16 protein-coding genes are annotated in these 18,330 nt (G+C 61.6%); 12 read left to right on the top strand and 4 right to left on the bottom strand.

What is annotated here, in order from left to right:
* Nucleotides 1-46: 46 nt before the first annotated feature.
* Complete coding sequence (locus tag HU743_RS08015) at nucleotides 47-964, top strand: SdiA-regulated domain-containing protein (RefSeq protein WP_186648003.1); 918 nt, start codon at nucleotides 47-49, stop codon at nucleotides 962-964.
* 133 nt (nucleotides 965-1,097) lie between these two features.
* Here HU743_RS08015 and rpiA read toward each other — a convergent pair whose 3' ends face one another.
* Nucleotides 1,098-1,772 (bottom strand): ribose-5-phosphate isomerase RpiA, encoded by a 675-nt coding sequence (gene rpiA, locus HU743_RS08010; RefSeq protein WP_007913886.1) that lies wholly within the window; start codon nucleotides 1,770-1,772, stop codon nucleotides 1,098-1,100.
* Between the two features lie 303 nt (nucleotides 1,773-2,075).
* Between rpiA and ilvA the strand changes: the two genes are divergently transcribed.
* The gene (ilvA, locus tag HU743_RS08005; RefSeq protein WP_186551246.1) at nucleotides 2,076-3,590 is read left to right on the top strand and encodes a threonine ammonia-lyase, biosynthetic; all 1,515 of its coding nucleotides are present in this window, start codon (nucleotides 2,076-2,078) and stop codon (nucleotides 3,588-3,590) included.
* Between the two features lie 41 nt (nucleotides 3,591-3,631).
* Nucleotides 3,632-4,045: a DUF2269 family protein gene (locus HU743_RS08000; protein WP_186551245.1), complete on the top strand. Its 414-nt coding sequence runs from the start codon at nucleotides 3,632-3,634 to the stop codon at nucleotides 4,043-4,045.
* 94 nt (nucleotides 4,046-4,139) lie between these two features.
* Here HU743_RS08000 and HU743_RS07995 read toward each other — a convergent pair whose 3' ends face one another.
* A complete protein-coding gene (locus HU743_RS07995; RefSeq protein ID WP_186648002.1) occupies nucleotides 4,140-4,796 on the bottom strand; it encodes an HAD family hydrolase in 657 nt (218 codons plus the stop codon).
* A gap of 143 nt (nucleotides 4,797-4,939) precedes the next feature.
* On the opposite strand from HU743_RS07995, the gene HU743_RS07990 reads away from it, so the two are divergent.
* Both HU743_RS07990 and ptsP read left to right on the top strand, forming a co-directional pair.
* Nucleotides 4,940-5,419, top strand: a complete 480-nt coding sequence (locus tag HU743_RS07990) for an RNA pyrophosphohydrolase (protein ID WP_003229203.1) — start codon at nucleotides 4,940-4,942, stop codon at nucleotides 5,417-5,419.
* 22 nt (nucleotides 5,420-5,441) lie between these two features.
* Nucleotides 5,442-7,721, top strand: coding sequence for a phosphoenolpyruvate--protein phosphotransferase (gene ptsP / locus HU743_RS07985; protein ID WP_186551243.1), 2,280 nt, complete (start codon nucleotides 5,442-5,444; stop codon nucleotides 7,719-7,721).
* 159 nt (nucleotides 7,722-7,880) lie between these two features.
* Here ptsP and HU743_RS07980 read toward each other — a convergent pair whose 3' ends face one another.
* The gene (locus tag HU743_RS07980) at nucleotides 7,881-8,627 is read right to left on the bottom strand and encodes an NRDE family protein (protein ID WP_186648001.1); all 747 of its coding nucleotides are present in this window, start codon (nucleotides 8,625-8,627) and stop codon (nucleotides 7,881-7,883) included.
* A 130-nt stretch (nucleotides 8,628-8,757) separates the two neighbouring features.
* On the opposite strand from HU743_RS07980, the gene HU743_RS07975 reads away from it, so the two are divergent.
* From HU743_RS07975 to HU743_RS07965, 3 genes are all read left to right on the top strand, one after another.
* Nucleotides 8,758-9,540 (top strand): sulfite exporter TauE/SafE family protein, encoded by a 783-nt coding sequence (locus tag HU743_RS07975; RefSeq protein ID WP_186551241.1) that lies wholly within the window; start codon nucleotides 8,758-8,760, stop codon nucleotides 9,538-9,540.
* Between the two features lie 80 nt (nucleotides 9,541-9,620).
* A complete protein-coding gene (gene lgt / locus HU743_RS07970) occupies nucleotides 9,621-10,436 on the top strand; it encodes a prolipoprotein diacylglyceryl transferase (protein WP_090287239.1) in 816 nt (271 codons plus the stop codon).
* A gap of 50 nt (nucleotides 10,437-10,486) precedes the next feature.
* Nucleotides 10,487-11,458 (top strand): thymidylate synthase, encoded by a 972-nt coding sequence (locus HU743_RS07965; RefSeq protein ID WP_186648000.1) that lies wholly within the window; start codon nucleotides 10,487-10,489, stop codon nucleotides 11,456-11,458.
* 122 nt (nucleotides 11,459-11,580) lie between these two features.
* Here HU743_RS07965 and cadR read toward each other — a convergent pair whose 3' ends face one another.
* Nucleotides 11,581-12,030 (bottom strand): Cd(II)/Pb(II)-responsive transcriptional regulator, encoded by a 450-nt coding sequence (gene cadR, locus HU743_RS07960; RefSeq protein ID WP_186647999.1) that lies wholly within the window; start codon nucleotides 12,028-12,030, stop codon nucleotides 11,581-11,583.
* 84 nt (nucleotides 12,031-12,114) lie between these two features.
* Between cadR and HU743_RS07955 the strand changes: the two genes are divergently transcribed.
* From HU743_RS07955 to HU743_RS07940, 4 genes are all read left to right on the top strand, one after another.
* Nucleotides 12,115-14,424 carry a heavy metal translocating P-type ATPase gene (locus HU743_RS07955; RefSeq protein ID WP_186647997.1) on the top strand — a complete coding sequence of 770 codons (2,310 nt, stop codon included), beginning with the start codon at nucleotides 12,115-12,117 and terminating at the stop codon, nucleotides 14,422-14,424.
* Between the two features lie 16 nt (nucleotides 14,425-14,440).
* Nucleotides 14,441-15,304, top strand: a complete 864-nt coding sequence (locus HU743_RS07950; RefSeq protein WP_186648062.1) for a LysR substrate-binding domain-containing protein — start codon at nucleotides 14,441-14,443, stop codon at nucleotides 15,302-15,304.
* A gap of 224 nt (nucleotides 15,305-15,528) precedes the next feature.
* Nucleotides 15,529-16,605 carry a putative 2-aminoethylphosphonate ABC transporter ATP-binding protein gene (locus tag HU743_RS07945; RefSeq protein ID WP_186647995.1) on the top strand — a complete coding sequence of 359 codons (1,077 nt, stop codon included), beginning with the start codon at nucleotides 15,529-15,531 and terminating at the stop codon, nucleotides 16,603-16,605.
* The gene (locus HU743_RS07940) at nucleotides 16,605-18,329 is read left to right on the top strand and encodes a putative 2-aminoethylphosphonate ABC transporter permease subunit (protein ID WP_186647993.1); all 1,725 of its coding nucleotides are present in this window, start codon (nucleotides 16,605-16,607) and stop codon (nucleotides 18,327-18,329) included. Before HU743_RS07945 ends, HU743_RS07940 begins: the two co-directional genes overlap by 1 nt.
* Nucleotide 18,330: the final 1 nt, after the last annotated feature.

Below are 18,330 nucleotides of genomic sequence, written 5' to 3'. Positions count from 1 at the left end.
CGGGCATGATATTTCATCGGCCTGTTTTGAATCCGAGCCCGCCCGAATGCGTCGACTTGCCCGTCCCAAACCGCTGGTCATCCTCTTGTCGGTAATCGCCCTGATCGCGTTGATCGCGATCGGCCAATACCTGCGCCTGTTCGAGCGCGCCTGGTTCAACCTGCACACGTTGTGGCAGCCGTTGAGCAGCGAGGCGATCGGGCTGGGTCAGTATCGGGTGACGATCGAGGCGCGGCCGATCGACGGGCTCGACGATGACGTCTCGGCGCTGACCTACGATCCGGTGCGCAAAAGCCTGTTCACCGTCACCAACAAAAACTCTGAACTGATCGAATTGTCGCTGGAAGGCAAGATCCTGCGACGCATTGCTCTGGTCGGCTTTGGCGATCCGGAAGCGGTGGAGTACATCAGCGCTGACACTTATGTCATTACCGACGAGCGCCAGCAGCGACTGATCAAGATCCACCTCGACGCCGACACAACGTTTCTCGATGCCGAGGATGCCGAGCAAATGACGCTCGGCGTGCACATGGCCAGCAACAAGGGTTTTGAGGGGCTGGCTTACGATTCAGTGGGTAAACGGCTGTTCGTGGCGAAAGAGCGCGACCCGATGCTGATCTATGAAGTCCACGGCTTTCCGCATTTCAAACCGGACAAAACCTACGCCGTGCACGTGATCAACAACCCCAAGCGTGATGCCGGGATGTTCGTGCGTGATCTGTCGAGCTTGCAGTACGACGAACGCAGTGGGCACCTGCTGGCGCTGTCAGATGAATCGCGGTTGATTATCGAGCTGGATGTCGACGGGCGGCCGTTGAGCACTATGTCGATCAGCGGCGGGCGTCAGGGTTTGCAGAAAACCGTGCCGCAGGCCGAGGGGATTGCGATGGATGATGACGGGACGTTGTACCTGGTGAGCGAGCCGAATCTGTTTTACGTCTTCAAAAAGCCTGCACAAAACTAACCAACACCACAAAACCTTTGTAGGAGTGAGCCTGCTCGCGATAGCGGTCTGTCAGTTGATATTGATGTCGACTGACAGACCGCTATCGCGAGCAGGCTCACTCCTACAGAGGAATTTCACCGCCTGAAGACATTTATTCAGCCTTGAGGGTCTTCACACCTTCGCTGGTCCCCAGCAACAACAAATCCGCCGGGCGCGCCGCGAACAGGCCATTGGTGACCACGCCGACAATGGCGTTGATCTGCGCTTCCAGCTCCACCGGGTTGGTGATCTGCAGGTTGAACACGTCGAGGATGATGTTGCCGTTGTCGGTCAGCACGCCTTCGCGGTACACCGGGTCGCCACCGAGTTTGACCAATTGGCGAGCGACGTGGCTGCGCGCCATCGGGATCACTTCCACCGGCAGCGGGAATTCACCGAGCACTGGCACCAGTTTGCTGGCGTCGGCGATGCAGATGAACGTCTTGGCCACGGCGGCGACGATCTTCTCGCGGGTCAGGGCGGCGCCACCGCCCTTGATCAGGTTCAGGTGCGCGTCGCTTTCATCGGCGCCGTCGACGTAAAACTCCAAGTCGCTGACGGTATTGAGCTCATACACCGGAATGCCATGGCCCTTGAGGCGTGCGGCGGTGGCTTCGGAGCTGGCGACCGCGCCGTCGAACGCGCCCTTGTGCTGGGCCAGGGCGTCGATGAAGCAGTTGGCGGTGGAGCCGGTGCCGACGCCGACGATGCTCTTGTCGTCGAGTTTCGGCAGGATGAAGTCGACGGCGGCCTGGGCTACGGCCTGTTTGAGTTGATCCTGGGTCATGCGGGCTCCGGAAGCGGGCAAGGGGTGGGCAGAAAGGCCGGCATTATAGGCCCCGCGGCGGTGCGGGGGGAAACCTTCCTGTGGCGAGGGCGCTTGCTCCCGCTGGAGCGCGAAGCGGTCCCCGCCATTCGTTATGAAAGACCGCGTGCGCAGTTTTTGCGACTGCTGCGCAGCCGGGCGGGAGCAAGCTCCCTCGCCACAATGGAGATCCATGCTTTAAAACCACCTGTTTAGTGTGGTCGTCCGGTTGAAAGCCGGGTTAGACTCCCCGGTCCCGCCCAACCCGCTCAGTGATGCTTTCCGATGCTCGAACAGTACGTCAAAAAGATCCTCACCTCGCGCGTTTATGACGTTGCCGTAGAAACCCCGCTGCACAACGCTCGCCAGCTCTCCGAGCGGCTGGGCAACGACATCTGGCTCAAGCGCGAAGACTTGCAGCCAGTGTTCTCGTTCAAGATTCGCGGCGCCTATAACAAGTTGACCCAACTGAGCGACGCAGAACGCGCCCGTGGCGTGGTCACTGCTTCGGCGGGCAATCATGCGCAGGGTCTGGCTCTGGCGGCAAAAGTATTGGGCGTCAAAGCCACCATCGTCATGCCCAAGACCACCCCGGAAATCAAGGTTGAAGGCGTGCGCTCGCGGGGCGGCAAAGTAGTGCTGCACGGTGATTCGTTTCCCGAGGCGCTGGCCTACTCGCTGAAACTGGTCGACGAGAAAGGCTACGTCTACATCCATCCCTACGACGATCCGCACACCATTGCCGGGCAGGGCACCGTGGCGATGGAGATTCTGCGTCAGCACCCGCAACCCCTGGACGCGATTTTCGTCCCGGTCGGCGGCGGCGGGCTGATCGCCGGTATCGCCGCGTACGTCAAATATCTACGGCCAGACATCAAGGTGATTGGCGTCGAACCCGACGACTCCAACTGCCTGCAAGCGGCCATGGCCGCCGGTGAGCGCGTTGTCCTGCCGACCGTGGGCATCTTCGCCGACGGCGTGGCGGTGGCGCAGATCGGCCAGCACACCTTCGACATCTGCAAGGATTACGTCGATGAAGTGATCACCGTCAGCACTGACGAGATCTGCGCGGCCATCAAGGACATCTACGACGATACCCGCTCGATTACCGAGCCTGCCGGCGCGTTGGGCGTGGCCGGGATCAAGAAGTACGTCGAGCAGCGCGGTGTCAGCGGCCAGACCTTTGTCGCCATCGATTCCGGCGCCAACGTCAACTTCGACCGCTTGCGCCACGTCGCCGAGCGCGCCGAACTGGGCGAAGGTCGCGAGGCGATCATCGCTGTGACCATCCCTGAGAAAGCCGGCAGCTTCAAAGCCTTCTGCGAGGCCATCGGCAAGCGCCAGATCACCGAATTCAACTACCGCTACAACACGGGCAGCGAAGCGCACATCTTCGTCGGCGTGCAGACTCACCCTGACAATGACCCACGCAGCGCCTTGCTGGCGAGCCTGACCGAGCAGGGCTTCCCGGTGATCGACCTGACCGACAATGAGCTGGCCAAGCTGCACATCCGCCATATGGTCGGCGGTCGCGCGGCGCAGGTGGTCGATGAAGTGGTGCTGCGCTTCGAATTCCCGGAACGTCCGGGCGCGCTGTTCAACTTCCTCAACAAGCTCGGCGGGCGCTGGAACATTTCGATGTTCCACTACCGCAACCACGGCGCGGCGGACGGCCGCGTGGTCGCCGGCCTGCAAGTGCCCCATGACGAGCGTCATCTGGTGCCGGCGGCGCTGGCTGAAATCGGCTACCCGTACTGGGACGAAAGCGACAACCCGGCTTATCAGCTGTTTCTTGGCTGAGCGGCTACGCTGATGGGCATGGACCTACGGATGAGAACTGCATGGAAACCCTGACTACCCTGAAAGTCCTTCACGTCGCGGCGACCGTAGTCATACTCGCGAGCGGACTGGGGCTTGCCGCCCTGACCTGGCGTAATCGCAGCGAAGGGGCGGCCAGCACGATGCAGCGGCCCTGGCTGTTTATCTGGTGTTTGATGCTGATCGCTATGCTCAGCATGCCGTTCACTGGCTGGTGGCTGGTGCACCTGGTTGGCTGGCCGTTGGGGCAATTGTGGATCCTGGGGTCCAGCGTGATCTATGCCGTGGCCGCGTTCAGTGCGGTCTGGCTGCTGGTTCGGCTGAATCGGCTGTGGACAAGCGGAAAGGGCAATCGGACATTCAATCTGGCGCTGGCGATTGTCAGCGGCGTCGGATTTGTCGCCATAGCGGCGTTGATGGGGGCCAAGCCGGTTTAAGGCTTGAGACCGGGTTGGCCCGATCGCGAGCAGGCTCACTCCTACATTTGAAATGCGTTCCCTTGTAGGAATGAGCCTGCTCGCGATAGCGATGTCAGCCGCGCAACGAAATCACCGGCCAGCCACGCTTCTCGGCTTCGGCGCGCAAATTCGGATCCGGATCCACAGCAACGGGATTCGCCACCTGCTCCAGCAACGGCAAGTCATTCATCGAATCGCTATAGAAATAGCTGTCCTCAAGCGAATAACCAGTCTCTTCCAGCCAACGATTGAGCCGCGTCACCTTGCCTTCACGGAAGCACGGGATGTCAGTGCTGCGCCCGCTGTAGCGGCCATCGACCATCTCGCATTCGGTAGCGATCAGGGTTTCGACGCCCAGGCGCACGGCGATCGGTGCAGTGACGAAGCGGTTGGTCGCGGTGATGATCACCAATTTGTCGCCGGCGTCGCGGTGCTGCTTGAGCAATTCCAGCGCCTTGGGCAGCACAATCGGCTCGATGCAGTCGCGCATGTAATCGCTGTGCCATTGATCGAGCACAGCCATCTCGGTGCGGCCGAGAATTTCCAGGCAGAAGTTCAGGTAGGCGGCGTTATCCAGCTTGCCGGCCAGGTAATCCTGATAGAACTCGTCGTTGCGCGCCTTGTAGGCGACCGGGTCAAGGAAGCCGCGCTCGCACAGATAATCGCCCCAAGCGTGATCGCTGTCGCCGCCCAGAAGGGTGTTGTCCAAATCGAATAGAGCCAGGCGCATTGCAGTTACCCGCTGAAAAGTCAGTAAAAAGGCGACAAGAATACGGTCTTTTCACAAGAGTGCACATAAGGTAGGAACCTTCGTTGCCGCCTGATCAAGCTTTGTGGAACAATGCGGCGACATGCGTTTGCGAGGTTGTTGCCGTGATCGACCCCGATGGTTTCCGCCCCAATGTCGGGATCATTCTGACGAATGACGCCGGCCAGGTGCTATGGGCTCGCCGTATCAATCAGGACGCCTGGCAGTTTCCGCAAGGGGGCATCAACCCCGAGGAGACGCCGGAAGACGCCTTGTACCGCGAGCTGAACGAAGAAGTTGGCCTGGAACGTGAAGATGTTGAAATACTGGCCTGTACCCGAGGCTGGTTGCGCTATCGTTTGCCGCAACGTCTGGTGCGTACTCACAGCCAACCGCTGTGCATCGGCCAGAAACAGAAATGGTTTCTCCTGCGCCTGATCTCCAACGAGCAGCGGGTGCGGATGGATTTGACCGGTAAACCGGAGTTCGATGGCTGGCGCTGGGTCAGCTATTGGTATCCGTTGGGCCAGGTGGTGACATTCAAGCGCGAGGTGTATCGCCGCGCCCTCAAAGAGCTTGCCCCGCGCCTTTTAGCGCGCGACTGACGACGGAGTTCGACCCCGAGCCATGCTCAATACGCTGCGCAAGATCGTCCAGGAAGTTAACTCCGCCAAGGATCTCAAGGCGGCGTTGGGGATTATTGTGTTGCGCGTCAAAGAGGCCATGGGCAGCCAGGTCTGCTCGGTCTACCTGCTTGACCCCGAGACCAACCGCTTTGTCCTGATGGCCACCGAGGGCTTGAACAAGCGCTCGATCGGCAAGGTCAGCATGGCTCCCAACGAAGGTCTGGTCGGTCTGGTCGGCACGCGTGAAGAACCCCTGAACCTCGAGAACGCCGCGGATCACCCGCGTTATCGCTACTTCGCCGAAACCGGTGAAGAGCGTTACGCCTCGTTCCTCGGTGCACCGATCATCCACCACCGCCGCGTCGTCGGCGTGTTGGTCATCCAGCAAAAAGAGCGACGCCAGTTCGACGAGGGCGAAGAAGCCTTCCTCGTGACCATGAGCGCGCAGCTCGCCGGCGTTATCGCCCACGCCGAGGCCACCGGCTCGATCCGTGGTCTGGGTCGTCAGGGCAAAGGCATACAGGAAGCCAAGTTCGTTGGCGTGCCGGGTTCACCGGGTGCTGCCGTCGGTACTGCGGTGGTCATGCTGCCGCCGGCGGATCTGGACGTGGTGCCGGACAAGACCATCACCGACATCAACGCTGAGCTGGCGCTGTTCAAGACCGCCATCGAAGGCGTGCGCGCCGACATGCGCGCGTTGTCCGCCAAGCTGGCGACTCAGTTGCGTCCGGAAGAACGTGCGCTGTTCGATGTCTACCTGATGATGCTCGACGATGCCTCGCTGGGCAGCGAAATCACCACCGTGATCAAGACCGGCCAGTGGGCGCAGGGCGCGCTGCGTCAGGTGGTCACGGAACACGTCAACCGTTTTGAACTGATGGACGACGCCTACCTGCGTGAGCGCGCCTCGGACGTCAAAGACCTCGGTCGCCGCCTGCTCGCCTATTTGCAGGAAGAGCGCCAGCAGAACCTGGTCTACCCGGAAAAAACCATTCTGGTCAGCGAAGAGCTGACCCCGGCAATGCTCGGCGAGGTGCCGGAAGGCACGCTGGTCGGTCTGGTCTCGGTACTCGGTTCGGGTAACTCCCACGTCGCGATTCTCGCCCGGGCCATGGGCATTCCGACGGTAATGGGCCTGGTTGACCTGCCGTACGCCAAGGTCGACGGCATTGAAATGATCGTCGACGGCACCCGTGGCGAGGTCTACACCAACCCGAGCGAAGTGCTGCGCAAGCAGTTCGCCGAGGTCGTCGAAGAAGAGAAACAACTGGCGCTGGGTCTCGACACCCTGCGCGACTTGCCGTGCGTGACCCTCGACGGTCACCGCATGCCGCTGTGGGTCAATACCGGCCTGCTCGCCGATGTGGCGCGGGCGCAGAAGCGCGGCGCCGAAGGGGTCGGTCTGTACCGCACCGAAGTGCCGTTCATGATCAACCAGCGCTTCCCGAGCGAGAAGGAGCAACTGGCGATCTACCGCGAGCAGCTCGCCGCGTTCCACCCGCAACCGGTGACCATGCGCAGCCTCGACATCGGCGGGGACAAGTCGCTGTCGTACTTCCCGATCAAGGAAGACAACCCGTTCCTGGGCTGGCGCGGTATCCGCGTCACCCTCGACCACCCGGAAATTTTCCTGGTGCAGACCCGCGCGATGCTCAAGGCCAGCGAAGGCCTGAACAACCTGCGGATTCTGCTGCCGATGATCTCCGGCACCCACGAACTCGAAGAAGCCCTGCACCTGATTCACCGTGCCTGGGGCGAGGTGCGCGACGAAGGCACCGACGTGCCGATGCCGCCGATCGGGGTGATGATCGAAATTCCCGCAGCCGTTTACCAGACCAAAGAACTGGCGCGGATGGTCGACTTCCTGTCCGTCGGCTCCAACGACTTGACCCAGTATTTGCTGGCGGTCGATCGCAACAACCCGCGGGTGGCCGATCTCTACGACTACCTGCACCCGGCGGTGCTGCAAGCCCTGCAAACCGTGGTGCGCGACGCTCATGCCGAAGGCAAACCGGTAAGCATCTGCGGCGAAATGGCCGGTGATCCGGCGGCGGCGGTGCTGCTGATGGCGATGGGCTTCGACAGCCTGTCAATGAACGCCACCAACCTGCCGAAGGTGAAATGGATGTTGCGCCAGGTCAATCTGAGCAAGGCCCAGGCGTTGCTGGCTGAGCTGATGACCATCGATAACCCGCAAGTTATCCACAGCTCACTGCAGTTGGCGCTGAAAAATCTCGGCTTGGCCAAGATGAATCCGCCGGTGGTCACCAAGGCCCTCTAGTCGCTGATGGGTCTGTGGCGAGGGAGCTTGCTCCCGCTGGAGTGCGAAGCGCTCCCAATCGGGCCAATGTCATCACATTTGTCTGTTGCGACTGCTGCGCAGCCGAGCGGGACGGTGCGACGATTCGACAAGCCTCCCTCGCCCCACATTGATGTCGCTTCAAATAGTGATCTCCACCTCACCCAAGTGCCCGCCATACGGCCCAAAACTGCGCTCCACCATCCGCCGCGTCCCGTCCGCCTGCACAATCAACGCCGTACTCGCCCGCGTCCCGTAACTCTGGCTGGCAATGAATACACTCGACAGCAGCGATTCTGTCGCCAGCCCCACCCCGGTGTTCGGCAACTCGGCCTGCGGCGCGGTCTGCGCATCGCTCAACAACGCCAACAGCCGCTCCGGCTGCGGATCGTCCAGCACCGCGTTCAACGCAGCCTTGGCCTTGAGCAGTTTCGGCCATGGCGTATCCAGTCCCGCGTTGGATAACCCATAAATCCCAGGCTCAAGCATCACCGGCTCCGACGCCCGCGCATTGAAGTGCCACAGCTCATGGGCATTGCCGAGCAACAGGTTGAACCCGGCGTACTCCGCCGAACGACCGACCACATCGCGCAAATAATCATCAATCGACAGATCATCCACGAGAAACCGCGCCACCAGTTCGCCACGGGATTTGGTCGCCGGCGGCTGCTGCGGATCGCGGATATTCGTTAGCGCAGCAAAGCGCCCGTTGGCACCAATCCCCAGCCAGGTGCCGCCAGCTTCCAGATCACGCCCGGCCTGCACCTGCGGCGCCTCCGGCCACGGCGCCAGCGGCAGGCTTGGCCGGGCGTAGAACTCGTCGCGGTTGGCCGCGACGATCAGCGGCAGGGCATGGCCCGGGCGCCAGGCGAAAACAATCAGGCACATAAGGTCGTCCTTGTGTGTTTTTTGCTCACTCTACGCATCTGGCGCCCGTGCATCCATCGCCAGTGGAGCAGAAGGCCGCGCATCCGTTACCATGCCGCTCCTGTTTCGGGGATGCGTCTGGGAGAAGGACATGGAATTTCTGCTCTATCTGGCGCTGGGCGCCTGCGCAGGCGTGCTGGCCGGGCTGTTCGGGGTTGGCGGCGGGATCATTATTGTCCCGGTGCTGGTGTTCAGTTTCACCTTGCAAGGCTTCGACCCGTCGATTCTCACGCATCTGGCGGTCGGTACCTCGCTGGCGACGATCATTTTCACCTCGGTCAACGCTGTGCGTGAGCATCACCGTCGGGGCGCGGTGCGCTGGCCGATCTTCATGTGGATGACCGTGGGCATTCTGCTCGGCGCCGGGTTCGGTGCCTTGACCGCCGAGGCGATCTCCGGGCCGAACCTGCAAAAGATCATCGGCGTGTTCGCCCTGGTAATAGCCGTGCAATTGGCGCTGGATGTCAAACCCAAGGCCAGCCGAACGGTGCCGGGTAAACTCGGTCTGACCGTGGCCGGCAGCGTCATTGGCTGGGCGTCGGCGATTTTTGGCATCGGTGGCGGTTCGCTGACCGTGCCGTTCCTGACCTGGCGCAGTGTGCCGATGCAGCAAGCCGTGGCGACCTCGTCGGCCTGCGGTCTGCCGATTGCCTTGGCCAGTGCATTAAGTTTCATGATTCTGGGGTGGCACGATCCGTTGTTGCCGGCCCATAGTCTCGGTTTTGTGTATTTGCCGGCATTGCTGGGCATCGCCCTGACCAGCATGGTGTTCGCCCGTCTCGGCGCGCGTCTGGCGCACAGGTTGTCGCCGCGCTTGCTGAAGCGGCTGTTCGCCGCGTTGCTGTTTTGCGTAGGTTTGAGCTTCCTGCTTTGATCGCGCGGCAATCCTGGCTTAATCCTGAGGTGGCAGCGTCGCCCGGGAATTTTCGCTTTCAACTCTAACGAGGAGTCGCAATGCTGCCTTACCCGCAGATCGACCCGGTGGCCCTGGCCATCGGTCCGCTGAAAATCCACTGGTACGGTCTGATGTACCTGATCGGCATTGGCGGCGCGTGGCTGTTGGCGTCGCGTCGGCTCAACCGCTTCGACCCGACCTGGACCAAGGAGAAACTCTCCGATCTGGTGTTCTGGTTGTCGATGGGCGTGATTGTCGGCGGCCGTCTGGGTTACGTTCTGTTCTATGACCTGAGCGCGTACCTGGCCAACCCGACGCTGATTTTCGAGGTGTGGAAGGGCGGCATGTCGTTCCATGGCGGTTTCATCGGCGTGATGCTGGCGGCATTGTGGTTCGGCAAGCGCAATGGCAAGTCGTTCTTCCAACTGATGGACTTCGTTGCGCCGATGGTGCCGATCGGTCTGGGCGCCGGGCGTATCGGCAATTTCATCAACGCCGAGCTGTGGGGCAAGGCCACCGACGTGCCGTGGGCGATGGTGTTCCCGCCGTTCAGCGATCCGGCGCAACTGCCGCGTCACCCGTCGCAGCTGTATCAGTTTGCCCTCGAAGGCGTGGCGCTGTTCCTGATCCTCTGGCTGTTCTCGCGCAAACCGCGCCCGACCATGGCCGTTTCCGGGATGTTCGCGTTGTTCTATGGCATCTTCCGTTTCATCGTCGAGTTCGTTCGCGTGCCGGATGCCCAGTTGGGTTATCTCGCGTGGAACTGGCTGACCATGGGCCAGGTACTGTGTGTGCCGATGATTGTCGGCGGGCTGTTCCTGATCTGGCTGGCCTATCGTCGCGCCCCGGCAGCGCCGCTCGCCCCGACGGCTTAAACTACGAACCCCGGCGCGCGACGCCGGGGCTCAAAAGACACAGGTAACTCATGAAGCAATATCTCGAACTGGTCTCGCACGTCATCCAGAACGGCACCAAACAGGCCAACCGCACCGGCATCAACACCATCAGTTTCCCCGGGGCGATGCTGCGTTTCGATCTGCAGGAAGGCTTCCCGGCGATCACCACGCGCAAGATGGCCTTCAAATCCGCCATCGGCGAGATGTGCGGCTTTCTGCGTGGCGTGAACAACGCCGCGCAATTCCGCGCGCTGGGCTGCAAGGTCTGGGACCAGAACGCCAACGAAAACGCGCAATGGCTGGCCAACCCGTTCCGTCAGGGCGACGACGACCTCGGCGAAATCTACGGCGTGCAATGGCGCAAATGGCCGGCGTACAAGCAGATCCCGCTGAGCAACACTGCCGCCATCAAACAAACCTTGAGCAACGGCTACAAGCAGATTGCCCAAGGCGAAGAAGACGGTCAGGCCTACGTGGTGCTGTACAAAGCCATCGACCAGGTGCGCCAGTGCGTCGACACGATCATCAACGATCCGGGCAGCCGTCGCATCCTGTTCCACGGCTGGAACTGCGCCCAGCTCGATGAAATGGCCCTGCCGCCGTGCCATCTGCTGTACCAGTTCCACCCGAACGTCGAGACCAAAGAGATCTCGCTGACCCTGTACATCCGCTCCAACGATCTGGGTCTGGGCACGCCGTTCAACCTCACCGAAGGCGCCGCACTGCTGAGTCTGATCGGTCGCCTGACCGGCTACACGCCGCGCTGGTTCACCTATTTCATCGGTGATGCGCATGTCTACGAAAATCACCTGGACATGCTCAACGAACAGCTCAAGCGCGAGCCGTTTGCCATGCCGAAACTGAAGATCTCCGACCGCGTGCCGGAGTTTGCCAAGACGGGTGTGTATCAGCCGGAGTGGCTGGAGTGGGTCGAGCCGAGCGATTTCTCGCTGGAAGGCTATGAGCATCATCCGCCGATGACCGCGCCGATGGCGGTCTGAAGGTCTGCCATTAAACCTGTGGGAGCTGGCTTGCCAGCGATTGCGGCGGCACATTTAACATTAATGTGGCTGACAGAACGCTATCGCTGGCAAGCCAGCTCCCACAGGGATATTCGGTGTTTTCAGTGGCCGTGGCTGCGGCCTACGTGGGAATGCTCAACCTCTGTCGCAACCACCCCGCCACTCACCTCCAGCCGCTGCAAGATCCCGCATTGATCCGCCTCCGGCCCTTCGCCACAACGCTGGCGCAGCTCGAACAGTTGCGTCTGCAAGGCCAATAGCCCGTCAATCCGCGCCTTCACATGTTGAATATGTTCGTCGATCAACGCATTGACGCTCTCGCACTGATCCTGCGGGCTGTCGCGCAGGGCGAGCAGGCTGCGGATTTCTTCAAGGGTCATGTCGAGGGTGCGGCAGTTGCGGATGAACGTCAGGCGCTCGGCGTGGGCCTGGGTGTAGACGCGGTAGTTGCCGTCGCTGCGCGCCGGTTCCGGCAGCAGGTTTTCGCGCTCGTAGTAGCGGATGGTTTCTACGGCGCAGTCGGTGAGTCTGGCCAGTTCTCCGATCTTCATCGCGGCAATCTCCAAAAGGGTGCTTGACCCTATAGTGGCTACAGGGTCTTTACTTGGCAACAGGCACCTTCATGGACGCGACCAATGAGCGATTCCCTGCACAACCACAAGCCCGGCGACGGGCACGATCACAGTCATAAACTGCTGCCTGTGCATAAACATGCGCATGGCGGCGACTCTTGCTGTGGTTCGAAAGCCGCTGCGCCGGCCCCGGTTCATTCGCACGAAGACGCCTGCTGCTCGTCGAAAGCCGCAGCGCCCGCGCTGGTGCAACTGAGTGAAAAGACCAGCGCCGATGCACGGCTGAGCAGTTTCCGCATCGAAGCCATGGATTGCCCGACCGAGCAGACGCTGATCCAGAACAAGCTCGGTAAACTGGCCGGCGTTCAGCAGCTGGAATTCAACCTGATCAACCGTGTACTCGGCGTGACCCATAACCTGGCGGACACCGCACCGATCACGGCGGCGATCAAATCCCTCGGCATGCACGCCGAACCTTTGGAGGCGGGCGTCGACGCGCCGGCCCCGACGCCAGTGAAAAAGCACTGGTGGCCACTGGCGCTGTCTGGCGTGACCGCGCTGGCAGCCGAAGTTATCCACTTCACCAACGCCGCGCCGGACTGGGTGGTGGCGGTCGTAGCACTGGTGTCGATTCTTGGCGGTGGCCTCGGCACTTACAAAAAGGGCTGGATCGCCCTGAAGAACCGCAACCTCAACATCAATGCATTAATGAGCATCGCCGTAACGGGCGCAATCCTCATTGGCCAATGGCCAGAAGCGGCGATGGTGATGTTCCTGTTCACGGTTGCCGAGTTGATCGAAGCGCGCTCGCTGGACCGCGCACGCAATGCGATCAGCGGTCTGATGCAGATGACCCCGGAGCAGGCGACGGTGTTGCAGGCCGACGGCAACTGGCTCGAACAAGAGGTGAAAAGCGTTGAACTCGGCGCCCGTGTGCGGGTGAAACCCGGCGAGCGCATCGCCCTGGACGGCGAAGTAGTCAGTGGCAGTTCGACCATCGACCAGGCGCCGATCACCGGTGAGAGCCTGCCGGTAGACAAGACCATCGGCGACAAAGTCTTTGCCGGCACCATCAACCAGGCCGGTTCGCTGGAATACACCGTTACCGCCGTAGCGAACAACTCGACCCTGGCGCGGATCATTCATGCCGTTGAGCAGGCCCAGGGCGCGCGGGCTCCGACCCAGCGCTTCGTCGATCAATTCTCGAAAATCTACACGCCGGTGGTGTTTGTCTTTGCCTTGGCCGTGGCGATCGTACCCCCCTTGTTCATGGGCGCTGCGTGGTTCGACTGGATCTACCGCGCGCTGGTGTTGCTGGTGGTCGCCTGCCCATGTGCGCTGGTGATTTCCACGCCGGTGACCATCGTCAGCGGCCTCGCGGCGGCGGCGCGCAAGGGTATTCTGGTCAAGGGCGGCGTGTACCTGGAGGGCGGGTTCAAGCTCGATTACCTGGCGCTGGATAAAACCGGGACGATCACCCACGGCAAACCGGTGCAGACCGACTACCTGTCGCTCGACCCGACCGCCGATGCCACAGCGCCGGCAATTGCCGCTGCCTTGGCCGGGCGCTCCGATCACCCGGTGTCGCTGGCCATCGCCAACGCCGCTGTGGATAAAAAACTTGAAGTGCTCACTGTGGATAACTTCACAGCGCTTGGCGGTCGCGGCGTCAAAGGTGAGATCAACGGCCAGACCTATCACTTGGGCAACCATCGTCTGGTCGAAGAACTGGGGCTGTGTTCGCCGCAGCTGGAAGAAAAGCTGTTTGCATTGGAGAAACAGGGCAAATCAGTGGTGTTGCTGTTGGACCCGTCCGGCCCGTTGGCGCTGTTTGCAGTGGCCGATACCGTCAAGGAAAGCAGTCGCGAGGCGATTCGCCAATTGCATGAACTTGGGGTGAAAACCCTGATGCTCACCGGCGACAACGTCCACACTGCCCAAGCGATTGCCGCCCAAGTCGGTATCGACGAAGCGCGGGGCGACTTGCTGCCGACCGACAAACTGCAAGCCATCGAAAATCTGTACAAGCAGGGCCACCGGGTCGGCATGGTCGGTGACGGCATCAACGACGCTCCGGCATTGGCCCGCGCCGAAATTGGTTTCGCCATGGCCGCCGCCGGCACCGATACGGCGATTGAAACCGCGGATGTCGCCCTGATGGATGATGATCTGCGCAAGATCCCGGCATTCATCAGCCTGTCGCGCAACACGGCCAGCATCTTGAAACAGAACATCGCCCTGGCTTTGGTGATCAAGGCGATCTTTCTTGGGGTAACCTTCGCCGGGCTCGCCACCATGTGGATGGCGGTGTTCGCCGACATGGGCGTGAGCCTGCTGGTGGTGTTCAACGGTTTGCGTCTGCTGCGCAAATAAACAATGAGGGATGGTTGTGCTGAGTGCCGAGCTGAAAGCGTTCTACAGGGTCGCCCGCCTGGGCAGCATCACGCTGGCGGCGAAGAAACTCGGCCTCAGCCAACCGACCGTGACCACGCAGATCCGTAACCTGGAGAGCCAGTATTCGGTGGAGTTGTTCTACCGTGGCGGCCGCCGCCTGAGTGTCAGCGATGAAGGTGCGCGCTTGCTGCCGATGGTCAAAGCGCTGTTGCAGCAAGAAGCGGACATCGAGTTCTTTCTGCGCAACAGCGGCCAGGTACAGGGCACGTTGCGCATTGCCGCCACCGCGCCGTATTACATCCTTGATCTGGTAAAAACCTTTCGCGAGCGTTTGCCGCAGGTGGAAGTGTCGGTGGAAATCGGCAACTCGCAGCAAGTGCTCGAAGCGCTGGAGGATTACCGCGTCGACGTGGCGGCATCCTCACAGTTGCTCGACGACGCGCGGTTGATTCGCCGCGTGCTCGGCACCGATCCGCTGGTACTCGCGGTGCACCGTAATCATCCGCTGGCGGCGCAGCAGCATGTGACATTGAGTGCTCTGGCCGGGCATACGCTGTTGATGCGTGAGTCGGGTTCGACCACGCGGCGGCTGACCGAAGAGTTGCTGGCCAGTGCCGGGGTCAGTTTCGGACCGCTGCTGGAGATCGGCAGCCGCGAGTCGATCCGCGAGGCGGTGCTGCGCAATATCGGCATCAGCATCATTGCCCGCCAGGAGGTGCCGCACGATCCGCAACTGCGCGTGCTGACCATCGAGAATGCGCCGCAGATTCCGGAGTATCTGTATTGCCTCAAGGAGCGCAAAGGGGCGCGGTTGCCGGCGGCATTCCTCGGCTTGGCCCAAGAGATGTCCCCCGCCTGAATTTTCGAGTGTGCCGACTGGCCTCATCGCGAGCAGGCTCACTCCTACAGTGGGAATGCGTTCCCCCTGTAGGAGTGAGCCTGCTCGCGATGGCGCCAGTGCGGGCAACGCTTCATTTGAACGAAAATCCCCGAATACCACTATCAGCCGTTTTTGCCTCACTGCCACATGACGGACGCATTACAGCTCTAGGATTGGCCCCATCTGCTTGATGAGGTTTGTCCATGAATCCTGCCATCGCCACTGCCCTGACCCATCCCGGCGCGCCGATGAAAGTGCGCGGCGTGCAAAAGCGCTTCGGCGCCTTCACCGCGCTGGATAATGTCTCCCTTGATGTCGCCGCCGGTGAACTGGTGTGTCTGCTAGGCCCGTCGGGCTGTGGCAAGACCACGCTGCTGCGTTGCATCGCCGGGCTGGAGAAGCAGGACAGCGGCGAGTTGTATCTGGGCGAGCGCGACGTTTCGCACCTCGCACCGCAGGCCCGGGACTACGGGATTTTGTTCCAGTCCTACGCGCTGTTCCCCAATCTGACCGTCGAAGCGAACATTGCCTACGGCCTCGCCGGCAGCGGTCGCGACGAAGTGCGCCGTCGCGTCGGTCAGATGCTGGAGCTGGTCGGTCTCACCGGCAGCGAGAAAAAGTACCCCGGGCAATTGTCCGGCGGCCAGCAACAGCGCGTTGCCTTGGCCCGAGCGTTGGCGCCGGCCCCGTCGCTGTTGTTGCTCGACGAGCCGATGTCGGCCCTCGACGCTCGCGTGCGCGAGCATCTATGCACCGAGCTGCGTCAGCTGCAGCGCAACCTCGGCATCACCACCCTGATGGTCACGCACAATCAGGACGAAGCGATGCTGATGGCCGACCGCATTGCGGTGATGAACAACGGCCGCGTCGAGCAATACGCCACGCCGCAGGAAATTTACAACCGTCCGGCCACGCCGTTTGTTGCCGAGTTCGTCGGGCAGGGCAACTGGCTGCCGTTCCAGCGCAGCAGTGACAGCCACGCCCAGGTCGGCGGCATGAATCTGCGCCTGGCCGATGGCAGCGTGCAGAGCGCGTCGGGTCGACTGTTTTGCCGCCCCGAGGCGATCAACGTCAATCCGCTGGTGCACGAAGAAAACCTGTTTCCGGCCAAGGTTCGCGAAATTACCTTCCTCGGCAACCGCTGCCGCATGAGCTTCGAACTTGATCAACTGCCGGGCCATGCGCTGCTCGCCGAACTGGCGCCGGAAGCCATGCCACGCCTCGGCGCCCAGCAGATCATGGTCGCCTTGCCGCCGCGCAGCTTGCAGGTGTTCGCCTGATGAGCGCCCCGATCGCCTTGCCGCTGCCGGACAAGCGGGTACGGCCGACGTCCCGCGCCGAGATCGGCGATCGCCTGTTCGTGGTCGGTGGCAAACTTCTACTGCTGGTATTGCTCGGCCTCGCCGTACTGCTGCCATTGCTGGCAATCTTCTGGCGCGGCTTCAGCAATGACGCCGGGCAGGGCGGTGGCTGGCTCGCGGCGAAAACACTTCTGACCAGCGCGAATTTCCACTGGCTGCTCGGCAACAGCCTGAAAGTTTCCCTCAGCGTCGCCGCCATCGTCGTACCGCTGGCTTACCTGTTTGCCTACGCGCTGCAACGCACGCTGATTCCGGCCAAGGGCGTCTGGCGCGGGATTTCCCTGCTGCCGCTGATGGCTCCATCGATGCTGCCGGGGATTGCGCTGGTCTATCTGTTCGGCAACCAGGGCCTGCTGCGCGGGCTGCTGTCGGACAACATCTACGGGTTCTGGGGGATTGTGCTGGGCGAGGTGATTTACACCTTTCCCCATGCGCTGATGATTTTGCTCTCGGCGTTGTCGCTGGCCGATGCGCGGTTGTTCGATGCGGCGTCGAGCATGGGCGCCAGTCCGGCCAAGGCGTTTCGCAGCATCACCTGGCCAGCGACGCGCCAAGCGGTGTTTGCCGCGTTCTGTCTGGTGTTCACCCTGACCATCACCGATTTCGGGGTGCCGGTGGTGGTCGGCGGCGACTATCAAGTGCTGGCGCTTGAGGCCTACAAAGCCGTGGTCGGTCAGCAGCAATTCGGGCGCGGCGCGTTGATCGGCATGGTGTTGCTGCTGCCGGCACTGTTCAGTTTTGGCGTCGATGCGTGGTTGCGTCGGCGTCACGGCGATTCCATGAGCGGACGCGCACAGGTGTTCAAACCGTTGCCGTCCAAGCTGCGCGATGGTTGCTATCTGGCGATTGTCTTGTTGATCAGCGCCACGCTGTTGCTGGTGTTTGGCATGGCGGTGTTCTCATCCTTGGTGAAATTCTGGCCATACAATCTGTCGCTGTCGCTCAACCGCTATCAGTTCAACGAGACCGCCGGCGGTGGCTGGCTCGCCTACAGCAACAGTTTGAAGATGGCGTTGGGCACGGCACTGATCGGCAGTGTGCTGATCTTCACTGGCGCTTATCTGATGGAGAAAACCCGCACCCAACCCGGGCTGAACCTGACCTTGCGCATGCTCAGTTTTGTACCGATGGCGGTGCCGGGTTTGGTACTTGGGTTGGGCTACGTGTTCTTCTTCAATCTCAGCGGCAACCCGTTGCACGTTCTATACGGGACGATGACGCTGCTGATCGTCTGCACCATTGCGCATTATTTGACCACCGCGCAAATGACCGCGACCACCGCGCTGCGCCAACTCGACGCCGAGTTCGAAGCCGCCGCGCTGTCGCTCAAGGCGCCGCTGTACCGCCACTTCCTGCGCGTGACCGTGCCGATCTGCCTGCCGGCGCTGCTGGATATCGTGCGCTACCTGTTCGTCTCGGCGATGACCACGGTGTCGGCGGCGATTTTCCTCTACAGCCCCGACACCATCCTTGCCGCAGTGGCGGTGCTCAACATGGACGACGCCGGCAACGTTGGCGGCGCGGCGGCGATGTCGACTCTGATTCTGTTCACCTCGGCGGGCGTGTCGCTGCTGCTGGCGTGGGCTTCGCGCGGCTTGCTGCGCCGTTCCCAGGCCTGGCGGCAAACCGCGCCCGGTCACTGAA

Origin of the sequence: Pseudomonas sp. SWRI99 (genome assembly GCF_014270125.1) — a bacterium.
GTDB classification, from domain to species: Bacteria; Pseudomonadota; Gammaproteobacteria; order Pseudomonadales; family Pseudomonadaceae; genus Aquipseudomonas; species Aquipseudomonas hamedanensis.
The sequence above is the reverse complement of the archived record's forward strand: the minus strand, read 5'-3'. Positions and strand labels throughout refer to the sequence as shown.